Source organism: Streptomyces sp. bgisy100, from assembly GCF_057709105.1.
Genome location: NZ_JBYITE010000013.1, coordinates 19,049 through 40,296, shown reverse-complemented (window position 1 = coordinate 40,296; position 21,248 = coordinate 19,049). Strand labels below are relative to the sequence as shown.

Here is a 21,248-nt window from a genome sequence, read left to right as displayed (position 1 = left end):
CATGGCTCTGTTCAACCGCAAGCAGAACACCCGTACCGCCACCGCAGCCGCCGTGCTCGAGGCGGACCCCGCCCTGGCCGCGCTGACCGGCGACTACACCGTCGACCCCGCGCACAGCACCATCGGCTTCACGGTCCGGCACGCCATGGTCACCAACGTCCGCGGCTCGTTCGGCGACTACGAGGGCACCCTGAGCCTGGACGGCGGCGACCCCGCCCGCTCCGGCGCGTCCCTGGACGTCCGGATCGCGAGCGTGGACACCGGGATCGCGGACCGCGACGGACATCTGCGGAGCGGCGACTTCTTCGACGCCGAGCAGTTCCCGCTGATGACCTTCCGCAGCACCGCCGCGGAGCGGACCGGCGGCGACTCCTACCGGATCACCGGCGACCTGACGATCAAGGACGTCACCCGGCCGCTCGCCATCGACCTGGAGTTCCACGGCTCCGCCACCGACGTCTACGGCAACGAGCGGGTGGGCTTCGAGGGCAGCGCCGAGATCCTCCGCTCGGACTGGGGCCTGACCTGGAACGCCGCGCTGGAGACCGGCGGTGTCATGGTCAGCGACAAGGTGAAGCTGACGTTCGACATCTCCGCGATCCGGTCGGCGCCGCAGGGCTGAGCAGCGGGGCCGAGCAGCGGGAACGACCCGCAGGCACTGAACCCCGGGCCTGAACCCCGGGCTTGAGCCGCAGGCCGCTTCCGGGCTCCGGCCCGAGGACCGGCCCCAGCGGCTCCGGCCCGCCCGCCGGAGCCTCCCCCGAGCACAGCCGTGCCCCGGCGGTGACCACTCGGTCCCGCCGGGGCACGCCGCTGTCCCGGGCCGGCTGCTCCCGCTACTCCTGCGGCTCCACGCCCGCCCGCAGCAGCCCGTAGGTGTACGCGTCCTCCAACGCCTGCCAGGACGCGGCGATGACGTTCTCCGCGACGCCGACGGTCGACCACTCCCCCTTGCCGTCGCTCGTCGAGACCAGCACCCGGGTGGTGGACTCCGACCCGTGCTTGCCCTCCAGGATGCGGACCTTGTAGTCGACCAGCTCCAGCTGCGCCAGCTGGGGGTAGATGCGCTCCAGTCCGATGCGCAGCGCCCGGTCGAGGGCGTTGACCGGACCGTTGCCCTCCGCGGTCGCGACGATCCGCTCCCCCTTGGCCCACAGCTTCACCGTGGCCTCGTTGGCGTGCGTGCCGTCCGGGCGGGTCTCGGCGATGGACCGCCAGGACTCCACGCGGAAGTAACGCCGGTCCCGGCCCTCCAGCTCCCCGCGCAGCAGCAGTTCGAACGAGGCGTCGGCGGCCTCGTAGGTGTAGCCCGCCAGCTCCCGCTCCTTGACCCGCGCCACGACCCGGCCGACCAGGTCGCGGTCGCCGCCGAGGTCGACGCCCAGCTCCTTGCCCTTGAGCTCGATGGAGGCGCGGCCGGCCATGTCGGAGACCAGCATCCGCATGGTGTTGCCGACCAGTTCGGGGTCGATGTGCTGGTACAGGTCCGGGTCGACCTTGATCGCCGAGGCGTGGAGCCCGCCCTTGTGGGCGAAGGCGGAGACACCGACGTAGGGCTGGTGGGTGGCGGGGGTGAGGTTGACGACCTCGGCGATGGCATGCGAGATCCGGGTCATCTCCGCCAGCGCGCCCTCCGGCAGCACCTGCCGCCCGTACTTCAGCTGGAGCGCGGCCACCACCGGGAACAGGTTGGCGTTGCCCACCCGCTCGCCGTAGCCGTTGGCGGTGCACTGCACATGGGTGGCGCCCGCGTCCACGGCGGCCAGGGTGTTGGCGACGGCGCAGCCGGTGTCGTCCTGGGCGTGGATGCCCAGCCGGGCGCCGGTGTCGGCCAGGACGGTGGCGACGACCGCCTGGATCTGGGCGGGCAGCATGCCGCCGTTGGTGTCGCAGAGCACCACCACGTCCGCCCCGGCCTCGGACGCCGTGCGCACGACCTGCTTGGCGTACCCGGGGTTGGCCCGGTAGCCGTCGAAGAAGTGCTCGCAGTCGAGGAAGACCCGACGGCCCTGGGAGCGGAGGTACTCCACGGTGTCCCGGATCATCGCCAGGTTCTCGTCCAGCGTGGTCCGCAGCGCCAGCTCCACATGCCGGTCGTGGGACTTGGCGACCAGGGTGATCACCGGGGCACCGGAGGCGAGCAGAGCCTTGACCTGCGGGTCGTCCGCGGCGGCGACGCCGGCCCGGCGGGTGGAGCCGAAGGCGACGAGCCGGGCGTGCTGGAAGTCGATCTCGGCCTGCGCGCGGGCGAAGAACTCCGTGTCCCGGGGGTTGGCGCCGGGCCAGCCGCCCTCGATGAAGCCCACGCCGAAGTCGTCCAGGTGCCGGGCGATGGTCAGCTTGTCCGCGACGGTGAGGTTGATGCCCTCGCGCTGCGCGCCGTCGCGCAGGGTGGTGTCGAAGACGTGGAAGTCGTCCCCGGGACGATCGGGGCCGGTTGCGTCCTTCATGCTGATCTGACTCCTGTGTCGGGATCTCGGTCTACCTGGGGTCCCCGTGCCGAAGGCCAGGGGAAGACCGGCTCCACCTCCCCCAGCCGCTTGGTGGGGTCCGCCAGCGGTGGCTGGAGGAGTCCCTCCCAATGTTCCCTTGCGCTCCGCCCCCGGTGAAGGTGGCCGGGAAACGAAAAAACCCCTCGCGGGTAGCGAGAGGTCTGCGCGCGGGTCTGAGGACACGGTGTCCGCTCCGGGTGGTCGTCACCACGGTGCGGTCACTGCGGACCGGCGCGCCTGCTGCCAATAATCATGACGAACGAGAGCACGGGGGCAGTCTGGCACGGAATGCCCCCGATACGGGACAGGGTCTCACCATGTGGGCGCGCCGCCGGAACGGACCGGTGGCGCGCCCCTCCCCGGAGCCGGGACGGCTCGGCGGGCGGCGGTGCCGGGCGGTGGCCGTGAGCAGGGCGTCCACCGCGCGCCGGCGGGTGCCCGCCGCAACGATCACGCGTACTTGCGTACGTTGCGTTCACCGTGGAGCGGCGGGGCGGCGGACCGGGCTCGCCCGGCGGAACGGCGGGCCGGCGCCGCGTGGACCGGTGGCCGGCGGCAGCAACGACGGACGGCGGCCCCGGATCCCTCCGGTGCCGCCGTCCCCTGCCGTTCCGGGCCGTACGTCGGCCGCGTTCCAGGCCGCACGCCGGCCGCCGTTGCGGGTGGTGGGTAAGCCGCCGTTCCCCGTACGTCAGTCGCCGTTGCGGGCGGTGGGTCGGCCGCCGTTCCAGGCCGTACGTCAGCCGCCGTTGCGGGCGGTGGGTCAGCCGCCGAGCGGGTGCATCCAGCCGTGGGTGTCGGGGGCCGCGCCGGTCTGGATGTCCAGCAGCGCCCTGCGCAGCCGCATGGTGACCTCACCGGGCTCGCCGTCGCCCACGGTCCAGTCGCCCCGGGCCGACTTCACCGAGCCGACCGGGGTGATCACGGCCGCGGTGCCGCAGGCGAACACCTCGGTCAGGGACCCGTCGGCGTTGCCGTTGCGCCAGTCCTCCACCGAGATCCGGCTCTCCGCGACCTCGTAGCCGAGGTCCTCGGCGATCTGCAGCAGCGAGGCGCGGGTGATGCCGGGGAGCAGCGAGCCGGACAGCTCGGGGGTGACGATGCGCCGCGCGCCGTCCGCCCCGCGGTAGACGAAGTACAGGTTCATGCCGCCCATCTCCTCGATCCAGCGGCGCTCGATGGCGTCCAGCCAGACCACCTGGTCGCAGCCCTGCTCGGCGGCCTGCGCCTGGGCGACGAGGGACGCGGCGTAGTTGCCGCCCGCCTTCGCGGCGCCGGTACCGCCGGGGGCGGCCCGGACGTACTCCTCGGAGAGCCACACCGAGACCGGCTGCACGCCGCGCGGGAAGTACGCGCCGGCGGGCGAGGCGATGACCATGAAGAGGTACTCGTTGGCGGGCCGGACCCCGAGGCCCACCTCGGTGGCGAACATGAAGGGCCGCAGGTAGAGCGACTGCTCGCCCTGGCCCGGCACCCAGGCCGCGTCCTGGGTCACCAGGGCGTCGCAGGCCGCGATGAAGAGCTCGGCGGGCAGCTCGGGCATGGCCATCCGGCGGGCGGATGCCTGGAAGCGCTGGGCGTTCTGTTCCGGCCGGAAGGTGGCGACGGCGCCGTCGGGCTGCCGGTACGCCTTCAGCCCCTCGAAGATCGTCTGGGCGTAGTGCAGGGTCATGTTGGCCGGGTCGACCGACAGCGGCGCGTACGGCACGAGCTGCGCGTCGTGCCAGCCACGGCCCTCCGTCCACTTGATCGTGACCATGTGGTCGGTGAAGTGGCGGCCGAAGCCGGGGCTGGCCAGCACGGCCTCCCGCTCCGCTGCCGACAGCGGGTGCGAGGAGGGCTTGAGCTCGATCGAGGGCGTCGTCATGTCTGCGTGTCCTTCACCAAGAGGTCGTGTCGGACCGCACGCTTCGCCTCCGGCGCTGTGAGTGACGTCCGAGCTGTTTCCCGGGTGCGGCCACGTGTCCGATTATCAGGGCACGCGTCGCGGAGCGGAAACCGGCGCCCGCGCGGGGTCGACGGCGCGGCCCGCAACATGGTCGCACCCGGCACCGCCCTTGCCCAGCGGCCGGGCGCTCCGGCGCGAAATATGTCACCGGCATGCCGCGATCGCCTGCGGCGCGACACCACGCGTCGGCCCCCGCCGTTGGGGGGCGGGGGCCGGTGCGCGGTTCGGTTTTCACCGGGCCGTCGGCCCGGCGGTACGGGCGTCGGTCAGCCGGATACCCGGGCGGCGAGCGCGTCGCCGATCTCGTCGGTGGTCCGGACGCCGTCCCGCTCGGCGAGGTCGGCCGCCACGGCCTCCTCGATCCGGGCGGCCTCGGCGGTGTAGCCGAGGTGCCGGAGGAGGAGGGCGACGGAGAGCACCGTGGCGGTCGGGTCCGCCTTGCCCTGGCCCGCGATGTCGGGCGCGGAGCCGTGCACCGGCTCGAACATCGACGGGAAGGCCCCGGTCGGGTTGATGTTGCCGGAGGCGGCGAGGCCGATACCGCCGGTGACGGCGGCGGCGAGGTCCGTGAGGATGTCGCCGAAGAGGTTGTCGGTGACGATCACGTCGAACCGCTCGGGCTGGGTGACGAAGAAGATCGTCGCCGCGTCCACGTGCAGGTAGTCGGTGGTGACCTCGGGGTACTCCGCGCCGACCGTGTCGAAGATCCGCTTCCAGAGGTGCCCGGCGTGCACCAGCACGTTGTTCTTGTGGACCAGCGTCAGCTTCTTCCGCGGCCGGGCCTGCGCGCGCTCGTACGCGTCCCGTACGACCCGCTCCACCCCGTAGGCCGTGTTCAGGCTGACCTCGGTGGCCACCTCGGCGGGGGTGCCGGTGCGCAGGGAGCCGCCGTTGCCCACGTACGGGCCCTCGGTGCCCTCGCGGACCACCACGAAGTCGATGTCGGGGCGGCCCTCCAGCGGCGTCGCGGTGTTCGGGAACAGCTTCGACGGCCGCAGGTTGATGAAGTGGTCGAAGGCGAAGCGCAGTTTCAGCAGAAGCCCGCGCTCCAGCACGCCGGAGGGCACGGACGGGTCGCCGATCGCACCGAGCAGGATCGCGTCGTGCTGCTTCAGCGACTCCAGATCCGCGTCGGGGAGGGTCTCCCCCGTGGCGTGCCAGCGGCGGGCGCCGAGGTCGTAACTCCGGGTCTCCAGCTTCGTGTCCTGCGGAAGCACCGCGGAGAGGACCTTGAGGCCCTGGGCCACGACTTCCTGGCCGATGCCGTCACCGGGGATCACTGCGAGATCGATGCTGCGAGACATGTCCGCACCCTACTCCCGCGTCCCATGGACCGACACGCGATGTCCGCCATACGGACAGCGGCCCCCGGCCGGATTCCGTTTCCCGCTTGGCCGACGCAATTCGTTCACCCTTTGTATGGCGGGGAGTTGGAAGTTACTGGCAAGTTGTTCCGCATGACCCCATCGCACCGCGGGGCCCGTCCCGCGTCCCCCCACACCCCCCGGGTCGGCATACCGGACCAGCTCCAGGACCGGATGAGCATGCCCGAGCAGCACGAGTACCTGCGCAGCAAGCTGTCGCGCCGCCGCATTCTGCGCGGCAGCGCCGCCACCGCGGCCGCCGCCGGGGGCGTCGGCCTGCTCGCGGGTTCCGGTACGACCACGGCCGGCGCCGCGACCCCCACCCTGATCACCGCCGCCGCGACCGCGAAGGTCGACGGCTCCCTGGTCGCCCCGTTCGGCCGCCACCTGGCCTTCGGCGCCGACCCGAAGACCCAGATGCGGATCTCCTGGCAGGTCCCGTTCGCCGTCAAGCAGCCGTACCTCCGCGTGGGGCTGAAGCCCTGGGAGCTGAGCCGGAAGATCGAGGCCGAGGTGCGCGATCTGCACACCCCCTCGCTGTCGAAGGACCTCCCCGCCGTCGACCAGTACTACCTGCACGCGGCGCTGGACGGCCTGCGCCCCGGCACCACCTACTACTACGGCGTGGGACACGACGGCTTCGACCCCACCGAAGCGAGTCGGCTGTCCACCATCGGCACCTTCCGCACCGCCCCGGCCGAGCCGGAGAAGTTCGTCTTCACCGCCTTCGGCGACCAGGGCGTGAGCTACGACGCCCTCGCCAACGACCAGCTGATCCTGGGCCAGAACCCGTCGTTCCACCTGCACGCGGGCGACATCTGCTACGCCGACTCCTCCGGCCACGGCAAGGAGTCGGACGCCTACGACGCCCGGGTCTGGGACCAGTTCCTGGCCCAGACGGAGTCGGTGGCGGCGAGCGTGCCGTGGATGGTGACGACCGGCAACCACGACATGGAGGCCTGGTACTCCCCCGACGGCTACGGCGGCCAGGCCGCCCGCTGGTCGCTCCCGGAGAACGGCCCCGACCCGTCGAAGGCGCCGGGCATCTACGCGTTCACCTACGGGAACGTCGGCGTGGTGGCCCTGGACGCCAACGACGTCAGCTACGAGATCCCGGCGAACCAGGACTGCACCGGCGGCAAGCAGACCGCCTGGCTGGACAAGCGGCTGAAGCAGCTGCGCGCGCAGCCCGGGATCGACTTCGTCGTGGTCTTCTTCCACCACTGCATGTACTCCACGGCCACCCACGCCTCGGACGGCGGTGTGCGGGACGCCTGGGGCGACCTGCTCGCGAAGCACCAGGTCGACCTGGTGATCAACGGGCACAACCACGTCTACGAGCGGACCGACGCGATCAAGGACGGGGAGGTCGGCAAGCCGGTGCCGATCGGCGCGACCACGGATCCGACCCGCGACGGCATCGTGTACGTCACGGCGGGCGGCGCGGGCAAGGAGCTCTACAGCTTCGGGCCGGGCGTTCCGGACAGCTACGAGGGGCACGTGGAGGACCGCGACCACATCGTCACCTTCCACTGGACCAAGCCGCGGATCCCGAACCCGGACACCGTGGAGTGGTCACGCGTCCGCTACACGGGCTTCTCGTTCCTGGCGGTCGAGGCGGTGCCGGGGGCACGGCCGAAGCTGAAGGTGACGGCGCTGGCGGAGAGCGGCGAGCGCATCGACGCCTTCGAGATCGCACGCGGGCAGAGCGGGCAGAGCTGAGCGACGGAGGTCACCGGCCGGACGGGGGGTGACCGGCAGGCGGCCGTGACCGGCGGACGGCCGGGCGGTCCTCGGATACGGAGGGCCGCCCGGCTGTCGCGGGGCCTAACGGCCGGCGTCGCAGAGGAGCCGGCCGCTCGGTGGGGCAGAGCGGTGGGCGGGACCGAGCGCCGGGGCTGGGCAGAACGCCGGGCGGGAAGAGCGGCCTCCGGCCCATCAGCGCGCGGAAGAAACACCGGAGACCCGGGCCCACACCTCACGCATGCGGAATCACGTGGGGCGGAGCACCGGGTTGCCGGATGACGATGCCGAGTTGCCGGATGACGGTGTCGAGAGAAAGCCGGGGTGCAGGCCGCGGGCCCGGCTGGTGGGCCCGCGCAGGCAGCCTGCGGCGGGCGGGCGGGTCAGTGCCCGGTGGAACCGCCGTTGTCCCGGCGATCCAGCGCGCGCTGCAGAGCAGCGGCGGCGTTCTTCCGGGCGGTGGTGTCGGCGGTGCGGTGGGCGGCGTGGCGGACCCGACGGGTGGGCTCAGTCATGACGCGTCTCCAATACCAGAGCGAAGAGAAGATCCCCGAGAACATGCGGATCTGATCGGATCGCCGGAGGGCGGGGCTGCGGTGCGGCAGGGGTCACCTGCGTGGGGGCACCACCGCTCACCCGCCTGTCGCTGGATGGAGCGAAGACGTTCGGCTTCTACAAACGTAAGACAGCCGGCTCGCGCTGTCTGCACAGTTACTCGGACTTCCTACTATCTGAGACGCCGACGGCGAACATCACACGAACGGGCTACGGAGGGCCTGCCTCCAAGTGCGGGGAGACAGAGGAAGCACTAGCGGCAGCCGGACCCCACCGATAGCGTCACGTCACTCATTCAGCCCCTACCCGACCGGGAGTCGAGGGTGAACCGCCGCTTCCCGCCCGCTGCCGCCGCACTCGCCGCAGCCGGAGCACTGCTGCTGACCGCATGCGGGGGAGGTGACACCAAGGCGGAGGAACACGAGAGGAACACCGCATCTTCGGACGGAGCGAAGACGTCGGCCCCAAGGCCGAAGGAGCCCTCGGGGCCGGCAGGCGGACCAGAGATCTCGTTGCCGAAGGACGTGAGGTACCGCTTCGACTGGCCGGAGACAGGAGATGCCGACAAGGACGCCGTGCTGCGCGACGGGGAAGGGTTCATCAAGGCCACGGACATGGCCATTGCGGAACAGGACCCGCTGCACAAGGCCTACCGCTTCTACTCCGAGGGAAAGATGTCGGCCTCGACGCAGAGCTTCGTCAAGCAGTACGCGGATCACAAACAGCGCACCACAGGCTTCTACCGTTTCTACGACGCGAAGGCGACTCTCCTGAAGAGCGGCACGGCGTCGCTCACCTACTGCGAGGATCAGAGCAGAGCGTTCCGAAAGTCGATCAAGACGAACAAGGTCTACAAGACCCCTGTAACCAAGATAAGTTACGTCCTCTACAACACTCGACTGCGGCAGGGCGACAACGGAATCTGGCTGACAACCGGGATGACCTCGCAGCGAGGCGCGGCGGCCTGTCAGCCATAGGCGCCGGACTCTACGCACCAAGCCACCACTGTGCGCGAGAACAGCCTGGACCCCAGCGTAAAGTCAGTGCCACACCCATTGCCCTATCACTCGATTCATCCCTATTGCCCGGGAGTTGACCGTGAGTCGCCGTTCCTTGCCCGCTGCCGCCGCACTTGCCGCGGCCGGAACACTGCTGCTGACTGCATGCGGGGGAGGTGACACCAAGACTGAGGAACAAGACAGGATCGCCGGAGCTCAGGACACCAAGAAGCAAAATTCTCCGAGCCCTCGAACACCCGCACCAGGACGCCCCAAGATCGAATTGCCGGAGGACGTGAAGCTGACGTTCACCCCGGAGAAGACCGGTGACGCCACCAAGGACGCCGTACTCGCCGACAGCGCAGAGCGCATCCGGGCCGTCGATGCCGCCATCACCGGGACGGACCCGAAGTACCGGGGCCTGAACTACTACTCCACTGGGCGAGCCCTTCAAGCCGGCGCCGACTGGGTTCAACAGTTCAAAAAGGCCAAACAGAGCATGACCGGCACCATTCGCTACTTCGACCGCAAAGTGACGATCAAGAACTCCGAAACCGCGTCACTCATCTACTGCGCCGACGAGAGCAAGGGCTACAGCAAGGACCTGAAGACCGGGAAGCCTGAGGTCACCCCGGTCACCGATAAAAGCTTCGTGGTCTACAACACCACTCTTGAGAAGAACGGCGCGGGCGTATGGCAGACATCGCGCATCATCTCGCAACGCGGAGCGTCCCAGTGCCGCCGATGAAGAGTAGGACAGCAATTCTCCTGGCTGTCGCCCTGTCAGCATCAGCTCTGAGTTCGCCTATCGCTTCAGCAGACGTCGGCCCGGGGTCCAGCGATCATACGGAGACCGACACCCACACCGATGCGGACTTCGACTCAGGTGACGGCACGGTGTCAGCCCTGGCCGGCGGAGTGCGCTTCGACACGTCGAAGAACGGGTCAGGTTCCGAGTCGGGCCAGCCCGCCCCAACCGGGAACTGGGCTCCGCCCGCCTGCTGGTATGCGCCCAAGTGGACACCGACGCAGTTCAAGATCTACGTGGAGAACATCTGGGCAGGCGACTCCACCGGGTACCAGTGGGACGCCGAGCAGCGCAAGCGTTACGAGGGAGGGGAGCCCTATACGGACTTCAACATGAAGAAGTCCGGCAAAGGTTACTGGTGGGACTCCTTCGTCGCCGAGGGACGCGCTGCAGATCCGGGAGCGGATGACTGTGGAAAGCCGTACTTCTGGGTGGACAAGGGTTCCGCTCCGCCAGCTGATGCAAAAAACGCTGTATCTCCGAAAATCCTGGCACAACTCGCTTATAGCGAGCTAAGAGTCCCGGACACGAAGGTCACCCTCAGCCCCTCCCTGGAAGCCAAGCAGACAGTCAACCTCCCGACGTGGGCTTGGCTGGACAAGACGGCATTCAAGCCAGTCTCCGTGACGGCTTCAGTCGACGCTCTGAACATCTCCGCGACCACCACCGCCACGCCCGTCTCCCTCCGGCTGGACCCCGGTACCGAGGACGCCGAGCTGCACCCGGCCTCCGGGGAATGCCCGATCGAGGACGGCCGCATCGGCACGCCGTACACCAAGGGCCAGGGCGACCGCACACCGCCGTGCGGGCTGACCTATCTGCGGGCCTCCCAGGACGGACCGTTCCCGTTCAAGGCCACGCTCACCTGGAAGATCTCCTGGGAGGGCTCCGACGGCCGGGGCGGTGACCTCCCCGACGGCACGTTCGGCACCACGACCGAGGTGACCGTCCAGGAGGCTCAGGCCGTCAACCGCTGACGCACCCGGGACCAGGCCCGGGACCGCGCATGACGCACCCGGGGCCAGGCCCGGGGCGGCGCATGAGCGCCCGGGCCCGGGCGGCGAGCACCACCCGCCGTTCCGGGCCCGGCACAGCACACCGGCCGCCGCTCCACGCCCTCCCCCGCCGTCCCCCTCAGCGGCTCAGCCGCCCAGCCGCGCCCGACGAGTCCCCGAACGCACTCCGCCCCCGCCCGGGAGGGATCCGGGCGGGGGCGGCGGCCTGGGCGGCCGGGCCTGCCGGGGTGACCGGCGGGGCCGGGTCAGCCCATGTGCGGGTAGCGGTAGTCCGTCGGCGGGACCAGGGTCTCCTTGATGGAGCGGGTCGAGGTCCAGCGCATCAGGTTCTGCTTGGCGCCGGCCTTGTCGTTCGTGCCCGAGGCACGACCGCCGCCGAACGGCTGCTGGCCGACGACCGCGCCGGTCGGCTTGTCGTTGATGTAGAAGTTGCCCGCCGCGAAGCGCAGGGCCTCGCAGGTGGCCGCCGCGGCGGCGCGGTCCTGGGCGATGACACAGCCGGTCAGGGCGTACGCCGAGGCGGACTCCATCTGCTCCAGCATCTCGTCGTACTTCTCGTCGTCGTAGACGTGGACGCCGAGGATCGGGCCGAAGTACTCGTCCTTGAAGATCTCGTTCTCCGGGTCGGTGGAGACGAGGACCGTCGGGCGGACGAAGTACCCCTCGCTGTCGTCGTAGGTGCCGCCCGCGACGACCTCGATGGTCGGGTCGGACTTGGCCCGGTCGATGGCGGCCTTGTTCTTGGCGAAGGAGCGGTCGTCGATGACGGCGCCCATGAAGTGCGACAGCTCGGTGACGTCGCCCATGGCGATCGCGTCGACCTCGGCGGCGAACTCCTCCTTGAAGCCGTTCTCCCAGATGGAGCGCGGCACGTAGGCACGCGAGGCGGCGGAGCACTTCTGGCCCTGGAACTCGAAGGCGCCGCGGGTCATCGCGGTCTTCAGCACCGCCGGGTCGGCCGACGGGTGGGCGACGATGAAGTCCTTGCCACCGGTCTCGCCGACCAGCCGCGGGTAGGTCTTGTAGTTCTCGATGTTGTTGCCGACCGTCTTCCACAGGTACTGGAAGATGCGGGTCGAGCCGGTGAAGTGGATGCCGGCCAGGTCCGGGTGGTTCAGGACCACGTCGGACACGGACTTGCCGTTGCCGGTCACCAGGTTGATGACGCCCTTGGGCAGCCCGGCCTCCTCCAGGAGCTGCAGAAGCAGCACCGCGGCGTGGGTCTGGGTCTGGGACGGCTTCCACACCACGACGTTGCCCATCAGGGCCGGGGCGGTGGGGAGGTTGCCCGCGATCGCGGTGAAGTTGAAGGGCGTGACCGCGTAGACGAAGCCCTCGAGCGGCCGGTGGTCCGAGCGGTTCCAGACGCCCGGGGAGTTGGCCATCGGCTGCTCCGCCATGATCTGGCGGGCGTAGTGGACATTGAAGCGCCAGAAGTCGATGAGCTCGCAGGGCGTGTCGATCTCGGCCTGCTGCGCGGTCTTCGACTGGCCCAGCATGGTGGAGGCGGCCAGCGTCTCGCGCCAGGGGCCGGACAGGAGCTCGGCGGCCTTGAGGATGATCGCCGCGCGGTCGTCGAAGCTCAGCGCGCGCCAGGCGGGGGCGGCGGCCAGGGCGGCGTCGACGGCGTCCTGGGCGTCCTGCTCCGTGGCGTTGCCGAACGTGCCGAGCCGGGAGGCGTGGTTGTGCGGCTGGACCACGTCGAAGCGCTCACCGCCGCCCATCCGCTTCTCCCCGCCGATGGTCATCGGAAGGTCGATCGGGTTGTCGGCCAGCTCCTTGAGCTTGGCTTCGAGCCGCTCACGCTCGGGGCTGCCGGGTGCGTAGCTGTGCACCGGCTCGTTGACCGGCGCGGGGACCTGGGTCACAGCGTCCATAGTGGCCGTTGTCTCCTTCGATCGAGTGGGTGGGGAGGGGATCGGTGGGGCTCAGCCGCGGGTGGCGAGTGAGCGCAGGAAGAACGCCATGTTGGCCGGGCGCTCCGCGAGACGCCTCATGAAGTACCCATACCAGTCTGTTCCATACGGAATGTAAACCCGCATACGGTGACCTTCCGCGACGAGCCGCTGCTGCTCGGCCTCGCGGATGCCGTACAGCATCTGGAACTCGTACTCGTTGAGCTTGCGGCCCGCCCGGCGGGCCAGCTCCTGGCCGATGGCCACCATGCGCGGGTCGTGCGACCCGATCATGGGGTAGCTGTCACCGGCCATGAGGATCCTGAGGCAGCGGACGTAGGCCCGGTCGACCTCGCGCTTGTCCTGGAAGGCGACCGACGCCGGCTCCTTGTACGCGCCCTTGACCAGGCGCACCCGCGACCCTTCCCCGGCCAGCGCGTGACAGTCGTCCTCGGTGCGGAAGAGGTAGGACTGCACGACGGCGCCGGTCTGCGGGAAGCGTTTCCGCAGCTCGGAGAGGATGGCGAGGGTGGAGTCGACGGTGGTGTGGTCCTCCATGTCGAGGGTGACCGTGGTGCCCGCCTCGGCGGCCGCCTCGACGACGGGGGTGACATTGGCCAGCGCCAGGTCGTGGCCGCCCGGCAGGGCCTGCCCGAAGGCCGAGAGCTTGACCGACATCTCGGCCCGGACACCCAGGCCCTCTCCGGCGAGGGCCTCGGCGAGCGCGAGGTACGCGTCGCGGTTGCGCAGGGCCTCCGCCGGGTCGGTGATGTCCTCGCCGAGGTGGTCGAGGGTGACCTCCAGACCGCGGGAGGCGAGCGTGCGCACGGCCGCCATGGATTCGTCCAGCCGTTCACCGGCGACGAAACGGTTCACCACGGGGCGGGTGACCGGCGCGGCGGAGACGATACGGCGGATGCTGTCGCTGCGCGCGGCGGCGAGGAGCACGGGACCCAGCACGGGGCACCTCCACGAGTAGTACGGACAGCCGCGACGGAACAGCCCGGAACGGCAAGGAGAACCACCGTGAAACCTAAGGATCGCTCCGATCGGCGGCCATAAACAGCTGTCACGCATCCGTGGCCCGGATCTCAGACAGTTGTATGAGAATGGTCTTCGGCAGCAGAACGAAGGCTCGGAAGGCGCGGCGGGAAGGGACCGGATCGGCGGTGCGCGGGGACTATCAGCAGCTGGTGGACGAGATTTCGGCGGTGCTCGGTGCCCCCGCGACGCTGGAGGACCGCGACTTCGGGCTGATCGCCTTCGGGGCGCACGACAGCGAGGGCGCGGACGGCGAACCGGCCATGGACCCGGTCCGCACCCGTTCGATCCTGCACCGGCGGTCCACGGCGGCGGTACGGGCGTGGTTCGAGGCGTTCGGCATCGCCCGCGCCACCGGCCCGGTCCGCATCCCGCCGGACCCGGCCGCCGGGGTGCTGATGGGCCGGATCTGCCTGCCCGTCCGCCACCGCGGACAGGTCCTCGGCTATGTCTGGCTGCTCGACGACGGACACCTCTCGGTGCTGGAGACCGGCGGGCCCGGCACACCGCCCGACCCGCGGCTGGCCCAGGCGATGGGCACCGCGGCCCGCATCGGCGAGCTTCTCGCCGCCGAGGCGCGGGCCGGCGCGGAGACCGGCGAGCTGCTGTACGACCTGCTCACCGGGCCGGCGACGGGCCGGGAGGCGGCCGCGGGCGGGCTGCGGGCCGCTCTCGGTTCGGCGGCGGACGGACCGCTGGCCGTGGTCGCGGTGCTGCCCTGGCGCAGTGGCGACGACGGCGAGGGCGCGGCGGCGGAGGGGCCGGGCTCGGTGCTCGCCGGGCAGCCGGGGGTGGCGGCCATGTGCGTGACCCCGGCCGTTCCGGGCGCGGGGGTGGACGGGCTGGCCGCGCTGGTGCGGCTGCGCGGCGCGAACGTGCTGGAGCCGGCGCACACCGCGGCCGAGCGCCTGCTGCGCTCGCCACGCGCGGGGGTCCGGACGGCACGGCCGGGGGCCGCCGCCGGGATCGGCGATCCCCGCCGGGGCCCGGACGACCTGCCCGCCGCGTGGCACGAGGCGGTGGCGGCGGCCCGTACCGCCCGCGCCGACGCGCGGCTCGGACCGGTCGCGCAGTGGGCGGACATCGGCCCGTACCGGCTGCTCACCGGCCTGCCCGCGCCCGCCGCCCCCGATCCGGCGGTGGTGCCGCTGCTGGGGACCGCGCAGCGGGACCTGGCGCGGACGGCCGAGGTCTTCCTGGACTGCGCGGGGCAGGCCGGCCGCGCGGCGGCGGCGCTGGGCATCCACCGGCAGACGCTCTACTACCGGCTGTCCCGGGTGGAGCAGCTCACCGGCCTGGACCTGGCGGAGGGCGAGGACCGACTGCTGCTGCACATGGCGCTGAAGGGGCAGCGGCTCTGAGGAGGAGCGGTTGCGCTGCGGTACGGGCCGGACCCCGGGGCCGGGTGTCAGGGGCCGGACCCCGGGGCCGGGTGTCAGCCGCCAGGCCCCCCGAGGCCGGGTGTCAGGGGCCGCCCCGCGGGGCCTGGCGGACAACCCCGTGGCACGGTCCGCGCACACGCGAGGCCCGGCACCCGCCGGAGCGGGGCCGGGCCCGGAAGCGTACGCGGCCGACCGCGGAGGATCAGTCCTCGAGGTTGACCGTACGGGCCGACGTCGCGCCGATCTCCTCGGCGATCTCCGTGAGCACGGCCGCCGGAACGTTGTCGTCCACGGTGAGGACGACCAGCGCCTCGCCGCCCGGCACGGCACGGGAGACCTGCATGCCGGCGATGTTCAGACCGGCCTCGCCCAGGATGCGGCCGACGGTGCCGACCACACCCGGCCGGTCGGCGTAGCGGAGGAAGACGAGATGGTCGGCCATGGCCAGGTCCACGTCGTGCTCGCCCACGGCGACGATCTTCTGGAGGTGCTTGGGACCGGCCAGGGTGCCGGAGACCGCGACCTCCTCGCCGTCGGTGAGGGTGCCGCGCACGGTGACCACATTGCGGTGCTCGGCCGATTCCGAGCTGGTGGTCAGCCGCACCTCGACACCGCGCTCCTGCGCGAACAGCGGGGCGTTGACGTAGCTGACGGTCTCGTCGACGACGTCCTCGAACACACCCTTGAGCGCGGAGAGTTCGAGCACCTTGACGTCGTGCTGGGTGATCTCGCCGTACACCTCGACGTCCAGCCGGACCGCGACCTCGCCCGCCAGCGCGGTGAAGATCCGGCCGAGCTTCTCGGCGAGCGGGAGACCGGGCTTGACGTCCTCGGCGATCACGCCGCCCTGGACGTTGACCGCGTCCGGAACCAGCTCGCCGGCGAGGGCCAGGCGGACGGACTTGGCGACGGCGATGCCCGCCTTCTCCTGCGCCTCACCGGTCGAGGCCCCGAGGTGCGGGGTGGCGACCACGTTGTCGAACTCGAAGAGCGGGGAGTCCGTGCAGGGCTCCTTGGTGAAGACGTCGAGGCCGGCACCGGCGACCCGGCCCTCCTTGAGGGCGGAGGCCAGCGCGGCCTCGTCGACGATCCCGCCGCGGGCGGCGTTGACGATCCGGACCTCGGGCTTGACCTTGTGCAGTGCCTCGTCGCCGATCAGGCCGACGGTCTCCGGGGTCTTCGGGAGGTGGACGGTGATGAAGTCCGCGACCTCGAGCAGCTCGTCGAGGGTGAGGAGCTTGACGCCCATCTGCGCGGCGCGGGCCGGCTGGACGTACGGGTCGTAGGCGACGACCTTCATGCCGAAGCCGGACATCCGCTGGGCGACCAGGACGCCGATCCGGCCCAGGCCGACGACGCCGAGGGTCTTCTCGGCCAGCTCGACACCCGTGTACTTGCTGCGCTTCCACTCGCCGTTCTTCAGGGCGGTGTTGGCCTGCGGGATGTTGCGGGCCGTGGCGACGAGGAGGCCGCAGGCGAGCTCGGCGGCGGTGACGATGTTGGAGGTCGGGGCGTTCACGACCATCACGCCGGCCTTGGTGGCGGCGGGCACGTCCACGTTGTCCAGACCGACCCCGGCCCGGGCGACGACCTTGAGCTTCTTCGCCGCGGCGATGGCCTCGGCGTCGACCTTGGTCGCGCTGCGGACGAGGATCGCGTCCACGTCGGCGATGGCGGGGAGGAGCTCGGCGCGGTCGGCGCCGTTGCAGTGCCGGATCTCGAAGTCCGGGCCGAGGGCCTCGACCGTGGCGGGCGACAGCTCTTCAGCGATGAGTACGACAGGTTTCGGGCTCACGTGGTCCTCAGTCCTCACTAAGTCCTTTTGGGGGCCCCTCCCGCACCCGGAAGCCGCGGGGGAGGACGGCCGTCCCGACGGCCGAAGGCGGTGAAGGGGGCAGCCGCGAGAAGACGCACGACGCTGTGAGCCTGACGCGCTTGTGCAATGCAGTGTACTGGCGGTAGCGGGTGAGTCTTGCGCCTTCGCGGAAGGATCACCCGGTCGGGGCTCGACGCGGTGGACAACGGTGCGAGCGGTGTGGCCCGGCCCTCCTCCGGACGGCCGGGGCGGCGCTGCGGGCTCCGGCCTTGCGGGGTCCGGACCGGCGGGCGGCGCGGCACCGCGGGCCGGGCGGCGCCGAGGGGCCGGCGGCCCGGACCCGGCGTGGCGCGGGCGGCCGCACCGGGCCGGGCAGGGCGCCCGGCGGGATCCGCGGCGCCCGGCCGCCGGATCCCGCCGTCACCCCTCGCGCCGGTGAGGATCAGGCCTCCTCGTTCACCCAGCTCATGAGCTTGCGCAGCTCCTTGCCGGTGGTCTCCAGCTTGTGGTTCGCGTCGGTCTTCTTGTACTCGTTGTACTTCGGCAGACCGGAGTGGTACTCCTCCATCCAGTTGCGGGCGAAGGTGCCGTCCTGGATGTCGGTGAGGACCTTCTTCATCTCCGCCTTGGTCTGGTCGGTGATGATCCGCGGGCCGGTGACGTAGTCGCCCCACTCGGCGGTCTCGGAGACCGACCAGCGCATCTTCTCCAGGCCGCCCTCGTACATCAGGTCCACGATCAGCTTGAGCTCGTGGAGGCACTCGAAGTACGCGATCTCCGGCTGGTAGCCGGCCTCGACCAGGGTCTCGAAGCCCGCCTTGACCAGCGCGGACGCGCCACCGCAGAGGACGGCCTGCTCACCGAACAGGTCGGTCTCGGTCTCCTCGGTGAAGGTGGTCTTGATGACACCCGCACGGGTGCCGCCGATGCCCTTGGCGTAGGAGAGAGCCAGCGCGAAGGCGTTGCCGGTCGCGTCCTGCTCGACGGCCGCGATGCACGGCACGCCGCGGCCCTCCTCGTACTGGCGGCGGACGAGGTGGCCGGGGCCCTTGGGGGCGACCATGGCCACGTCCACGCTGGCCGGGGGCTTGATGAAGCCGAAGCGGATGTTGAAGCCGTGGCCGAAGAACAGCGCGTCGCCGTCCTTGAGGTTGTCCTTGACGGACTCCTCGTAGACCTTGCCCTGGATCGGGTCCGGCACCAGGATCATGATGACGTCGGCCTCGGCGGCGGCCTCGGACGGCGTGGTGACCCGCAGGCCCTGCTCCTCGGCCTTGGCGCGGGACTTGGAGCCCTCGGGCAGACCCACGCGCACATCGACGCCCGAGTCGCGCAGGGACAGCGCGTGTGCGTGGCCCTGGCTGCCGTAGCCCAGAACCGCGACCTTGCGGTTCTGGATGATGGACAGATCGGCGTCGTCGTCGTAGAAGAGCTCGGCCACTTCGGGTATCTCCTTGTTTCTGCCGTTGCGGGGGATCTGCTGGTGCAGAGGCCCGCTTCCCACCGTATGACGGTTCGGCGGGGTGGGGATCGTGGGTCTCGTTATGCGGATCGGTCGAGCGCGCGGAGCGACCGGTCGGTGATGGAGCGGGCGCCGCGCCCTATGGCGATCGTGCCGGACTGGACCAGTTCCTTGATGCCGTAGGGCTCCAGCATCTTGAGCATGGCCTCGAGCTTGTCGCTGCCGCCCGTGGCCTCGATGGTGACGGCCTCCGGGGAGACGTCGACGGTCTTGGCGCGGAACAGCTGGACGATCTCCACGACCTGGGAGCGCGTCTCGTTGTCGGCCCGCACCTTCACCAGGACGAGTTCCCGCTGAATGGCCGCCGCCGGCTCCAGCTCGACGATCTTGAGCACGTTGACCAGCTTGTTGAGCTGCTTGGTGACCTGCTCCAGCGGGAGCGACTCGACATTCACCACGATGGTGATGCGGGAGATGTCGGGGTGCTCGGTCGTGCCGACCGCGAGGGAGTCGATATTGAATCCGCGGCGGGAGAACAGCGCGGTGATCCGGGCGAGGACGCCGGGCTTGTTCTCCACCAGGACGGAGAGCGTGTGCTTGGACATGGGCTCGTTCTCTCTGCTTCTCGGGGGCTTTCCGGTCCTGGACTCAGTCGTCTTCGTTGTCGCCGAAGTCGGGGCGGACGCCGCGGGCGGCCATGACCTCGTCGTTGGAGGTGCCGGCGGCGACCATCGGCCAGACCATCGCGTCCTCGTGGACGATGAAGTCCACGACGACGGGCCGGTCGTTGATCGCGTTCGCCTTGGCGATGACGGCATCCAGCTCCGCCGGGTCCTCGCAGCGGATGCCGACACAGCCCATGGCCTCGGCGAGCTTCACGAAGTCGGGGACGCGGGTGCCGCCGCTCGGCCCCGTGACGGTGCCGGGCTCCGCCGCGTCGCCGGTTCCCTCGGGCCCGGAGTGCAGCACGGTGTTGGAGTAGCGCTGGTTGTAGAAGAGGGTCTGCCACTGGCGGACCATGCCGAGCGCGCCGTTGTTGATGATCGCGACCTTGATCGGGATGTTGTTCAGCGCGCAGGTGACCAGCTCCTGGTTGGTCATCTGGAAGCAGCCGTCGCCGTCGATCGCCCAGACGGTGCGGCCGGGGGCGCCGGCCTTGGCACCCATCGCCGCCGGGACCGCGTAGCCCATGGTCCCCGCGCCGCCGGAGTTGAGCCAGGTGCCGGGCTTCTCGTAGTCGATGAAGTGCGAGGCCCACATCTGGTGCTGGCCGACGCCGGCCGCGTAGATGGTGCCCTCCGGGGCGAGCCGGCCGATCCGCTGGATGACCTGCTGCGGGGAGAGGCTGCCGTCGTCCGGCAGGTCGTAGCCGAGCGGGTAGGTGTCGCGCCAGCGGGCGAGGTTCTGCCACCACTCGGTGTAGTCCCCGGAGCGGCCCTCGTCGCGCTCCGCCTGGACCGCCACGACCAGGTCGGCGATGACCTCGCGGGCGTCGCCGACGATCGGGACGTCGGCGGCCCGGTTCTTGCCGATCTCGGCCGGGTCGATGTCCGCGTGGACGATCTTTGCGAACGGGGCGAAGCTGTCGAGCTTGCCGGTGACCCGGTCGTCGAAGCGGGCGCCCAGCGCGACGATGAGGTCGGACTTCTGCAGGGCGGTGACCGCAGTGACGGACCCGTGCATCCCCGGCATGCCGACGTGCAGCGGGTGGCTGTCCGGGAAGGCCCCGAGGGCCATCAGGGTGGTGGTGACGGGGGCGCCGGTCAGCTCGGCGAGGATCCGCAGCTCCTCGGTGGCGCCGGCCTTCAGGACGCCGCCGCCGACGTAGAGCACCGGGCGCCGCGCCTCGGTGATCAGGCGCGCGGCCTCGCGGATCTGCTTGGCGTGCGGCTTGGTGACGGGGCGGTAGCCGGGCAGGTCGGTCTGCGGCGGCCAGACGAAGCTGGTCTGCGCCTGCAGCGCGTCCTTGGCGATGTCGACGAGGACCGGGCCGGGGCGGCCGCTGGAGGCGATGTGGAAGGCCTCGGCGATGGTCTTCGGGATCTCGGCGGGGTCGGTCACCAGGAAGTTGTGCTTGGTGATGGGCATGGTGATGCCGCAGATGTCCGCCTCCTGGAAGGCGTCCGTGCCGATGGCCTTGGACGCCACCTGGCCGGTGATCGCGACCATGGGGACCGAGTCCATGTGGGCGTCGGCGATCGGGGTGACCAGGTTGGTGGCGCCCGGACCGGAGGTCGCCATGCAGACGCCGACCCTGCCGGTGGCCTGGGCGTAGCCGGTGGCGGCGTGGCCCGCGCCCTGCTCGTGGCGCACCAGGACGTGACGGACCTTCGAGGAGTCCATCAGCGGGTCGTAGGCGGGGAGGATCGCGCCGCCCGGAATGCCGAATACGGTGTCGGCGCCGACTTCCTCGAGAGAGCGGATGAGGGACTGCGCGCCCGTGACCTGCTCGGTGATGGTGGGCTGCTGTCCGCCGTTACGGGCCCGCTGCTGCGGATGGTGGGCCCCGGTGGCCTGCTCGGTCATCGGCAATCTCTTCTCGAAGATGAGGTCTAGCTGGGTGAGGTGGCCGCCCCGGCGAGAAGCACGGGGCGGGGCGGTTCGAGGTAACCAGTGCAACAAAAAACCCCTCGTGCCGTGAGGCAAGCGAGGGGAGCGCGCCGGGTGTGGTCCGCAGGGTTTCATCGTGACCCTGCTTCAGCCGACGCGCTTTCCAAGTACGAGAATT

16 protein-coding genes are annotated in these 21,248 nt (G+C 70.7%); 6 read left to right on the top strand and 10 right to left on the bottom strand.

The features are described from left to right. Nucleotide 1: 1 nt before the first annotated feature. Nucleotides 2–622: a YceI family protein gene (locus AC3EQ1_RS11800; protein WP_432094284.1), complete on the top strand. Its 621-nt coding sequence runs from the start codon at nt 2–4 to the stop codon at nt 620–622. 214 nt (nt 623–836) lie between these two features. Here AC3EQ1_RS11800 and cimA read toward each other — a convergent pair whose 3' ends face one another. From cimA to AC3EQ1_RS11785, 3 genes are all read right to left on the bottom strand, one after another. Continuing rightward, entirely contained in the window at nt 837–2,450 is a 1,614-nt protein-coding gene (cimA, locus tag AC3EQ1_RS11795) for a citramalate synthase (RefSeq protein ID WP_432094283.1), read from the bottom strand. Between the two features lie 805 nt (nt 2,451–3,255). Next, nucleotides 3,256–4,359, bottom strand: a complete 1,104-nt coding sequence (locus tag AC3EQ1_RS11790; protein WP_432094282.1) for a branched-chain amino acid aminotransferase — start codon at nt 4,357–4,359, stop codon at nt 3,256–3,258. A gap of 347 nt (nt 4,360–4,706) precedes the next feature. Further along, complete coding sequence (locus AC3EQ1_RS11785; RefSeq protein ID WP_432094281.1) at nt 4,707–5,744, bottom strand: 3-isopropylmalate dehydrogenase; 1,038 nt, start codon at nt 5,742–5,744, stop codon at nt 4,707–4,709. Nucleotides 5,745–5,897: 153 nt separating this feature from the next. Between AC3EQ1_RS11785 and AC3EQ1_RS11780 the strand changes: the two genes are divergently transcribed. Continuing rightward, a complete protein-coding gene (locus tag AC3EQ1_RS11780) occupies nt 5,898–7,526 on the top strand; it encodes a purple acid phosphatase family protein (RefSeq protein WP_432094280.1) in 1,629 nt (542 codons plus the stop codon). A gap of 404 nt (nt 7,527–7,930) precedes the next feature. On the opposite strand, the gene AC3EQ1_RS11775 is transcribed toward AC3EQ1_RS11780, so the two are convergent. After that, the gene (locus AC3EQ1_RS11775; protein WP_351512542.1) at nt 7,931–8,062 is read right to left on the bottom strand and encodes a hypothetical protein; all 132 of its coding nucleotides are present in this window, start codon (nt 8,060–8,062) and stop codon (nt 7,931–7,933) included. A gap of 363 nt (nt 8,063–8,425) precedes the next feature. On the opposite strand from AC3EQ1_RS11775, the gene AC3EQ1_RS11770 reads away from it, so the two are divergent. From AC3EQ1_RS11770 to AC3EQ1_RS11760, 3 genes are all read left to right on the top strand, one after another. Next, nucleotides 8,426–9,079, top strand: a complete 654-nt coding sequence (locus AC3EQ1_RS11770; protein WP_432094279.1) for a hypothetical protein — start codon at nt 8,426–8,428, stop codon at nt 9,077–9,079. A 121-nt stretch (nt 9,080–9,200) separates the two neighbouring features. Continuing rightward, nucleotides 9,201–9,848 carry a hypothetical protein gene (locus tag AC3EQ1_RS11765; RefSeq protein WP_432094278.1) on the top strand — a complete coding sequence of 216 codons (648 nt, stop codon included), beginning with the start codon at nt 9,201–9,203 and terminating at the stop codon, nt 9,846–9,848. Continuing rightward, nucleotides 9,836–10,885, top strand: a complete 1,050-nt coding sequence (locus AC3EQ1_RS11760) for a hypothetical protein (RefSeq protein WP_432094363.1) — start codon at nt 9,836–9,838, stop codon at nt 10,883–10,885. Before AC3EQ1_RS11765 ends, AC3EQ1_RS11760 begins: the two co-directional genes overlap by 13 nt. A gap of 284 nt (nt 10,886–11,169) precedes the next feature. On the opposite strand, the gene pruA is transcribed toward AC3EQ1_RS11760, so the two are convergent. Continuing rightward, nucleotides 11,170–12,801 carry an L-glutamate gamma-semialdehyde dehydrogenase gene (gene pruA / locus AC3EQ1_RS11755; protein ID WP_432094277.1) on the bottom strand — a complete coding sequence of 544 codons (1,632 nt, stop codon included), beginning with the start codon at nt 12,799–12,801 and terminating at the stop codon, nt 11,170–11,172. A 51-nt stretch (nt 12,802–12,852) separates the two neighbouring features. Beyond that, complete coding sequence (locus AC3EQ1_RS11750; protein ID WP_432094276.1) at nt 12,853–13,779, bottom strand: proline dehydrogenase family protein; 927 nt, start codon at nt 13,777–13,779, stop codon at nt 12,853–12,855. A 209-nt stretch (nt 13,780–13,988) separates the two neighbouring features. Here AC3EQ1_RS11750 and AC3EQ1_RS11745 point away from each other — a divergent pair, with 209 nt between their 5' ends. Next, the gene (locus AC3EQ1_RS11745) at nt 13,989–15,221 is read left to right on the top strand and encodes a PucR family transcriptional regulator (protein WP_432094275.1); all 1,233 of its coding nucleotides are present in this window, start codon (nt 13,989–13,991) and stop codon (nt 15,219–15,221) included. A 223-nt stretch (nt 15,222–15,444) separates the two neighbouring features. On the opposite strand, the gene serA is transcribed toward AC3EQ1_RS11745, so the two are convergent. The 4 genes from serA to AC3EQ1_RS11725 form a co-directional block, all read right to left on the bottom strand. Next, nucleotides 15,445–17,037, bottom strand: coding sequence for a phosphoglycerate dehydrogenase (serA, locus tag AC3EQ1_RS11740; RefSeq protein WP_432094274.1), 1,593 nt, complete (start codon nt 17,035–17,037; stop codon nt 15,445–15,447). Between the two features lie 463 nt (nt 17,038–17,500). Continuing rightward, nucleotides 17,501–18,499, bottom strand: coding sequence for a ketol-acid reductoisomerase (gene ilvC, locus AC3EQ1_RS11735; protein WP_432094362.1), 999 nt, complete (start codon nt 18,497–18,499; stop codon nt 17,501–17,503). A 101-nt stretch (nt 18,500–18,600) separates the two neighbouring features. Continuing rightward, on the bottom strand, nt 18,601–19,125 hold the full coding sequence (gene ilvN / locus AC3EQ1_RS11730) for an acetolactate synthase small subunit (RefSeq protein WP_351512557.1): 525 nt from the start codon (nt 19,123–19,125) through the stop codon (nt 18,601–18,603). 43 nt (nt 19,126–19,168) lie between these two features. Next, on the bottom strand, nt 19,169–21,046 hold the full coding sequence (locus AC3EQ1_RS11725) for an acetolactate synthase large subunit (RefSeq protein ID WP_432094273.1): 1,878 nt from the start codon (nt 21,044–21,046) through the stop codon (nt 19,169–19,171). Nucleotides 21,047–21,248 lie beyond the last annotated feature (202 nt).

Excerpts from the sequence above, each read along its gene's own strand:
- AC3EQ1_RS11800 (WP_432094284.1), top strand. The coding sequence starts at position 2 with ATGGCTCTGTTCAACCGCAAGCAGAACACCCGTACCGCCACCGCAGCC.
- cimA (WP_432094283.1), bottom strand. The coding sequence starts at position 2,450 with ATGAAGGACGCAACCGGCCCCGATCGTCCCGGGGACGACTTCCACGTC.
- AC3EQ1_RS11790 (WP_432094282.1), bottom strand. The coding sequence starts at position 4,359 with ATGACGACGCCCTCGATCGAGCTCAAGCCCTCCTCGCACCCGCTGTCG.
- AC3EQ1_RS11785 (WP_432094281.1), bottom strand. The coding sequence starts at position 5,744 with ATGTCTCGCAGCATCGATCTCGCAGTGATCCCCGGTGACGGCATCGGC.
- AC3EQ1_RS11780 (WP_432094280.1), top strand. The coding sequence starts at position 5,898 with ATGACCCCATCGCACCGCGGGGCCCGTCCCGCGTCCCCCCACACCCCC.
- AC3EQ1_RS11775 (WP_351512542.1), bottom strand. The coding sequence starts at position 8,062 with ATGACTGAGCCCACCCGTCGGGTCCGCCACGCCGCCCACCGCACCGCC.
- pruA (WP_432094277.1), bottom strand. The coding sequence starts at position 12,801 with ATGGACGCTGTGACCCAGGTCCCCGCGCCGGTCAACGAGCCGGTGCAC.
- ilvN (WP_351512557.1), bottom strand. The coding sequence starts at position 19,125 with ATGTCCAAGCACACGCTCTCCGTCCTGGTGGAGAACAAGCCCGGCGTC.
- AC3EQ1_RS11725 (WP_432094273.1), bottom strand. The coding sequence starts at position 21,046 with ATGACCGAGCAGGCCACCGGGGCCCACCATCCGCAGCAGCGGGCCCGT.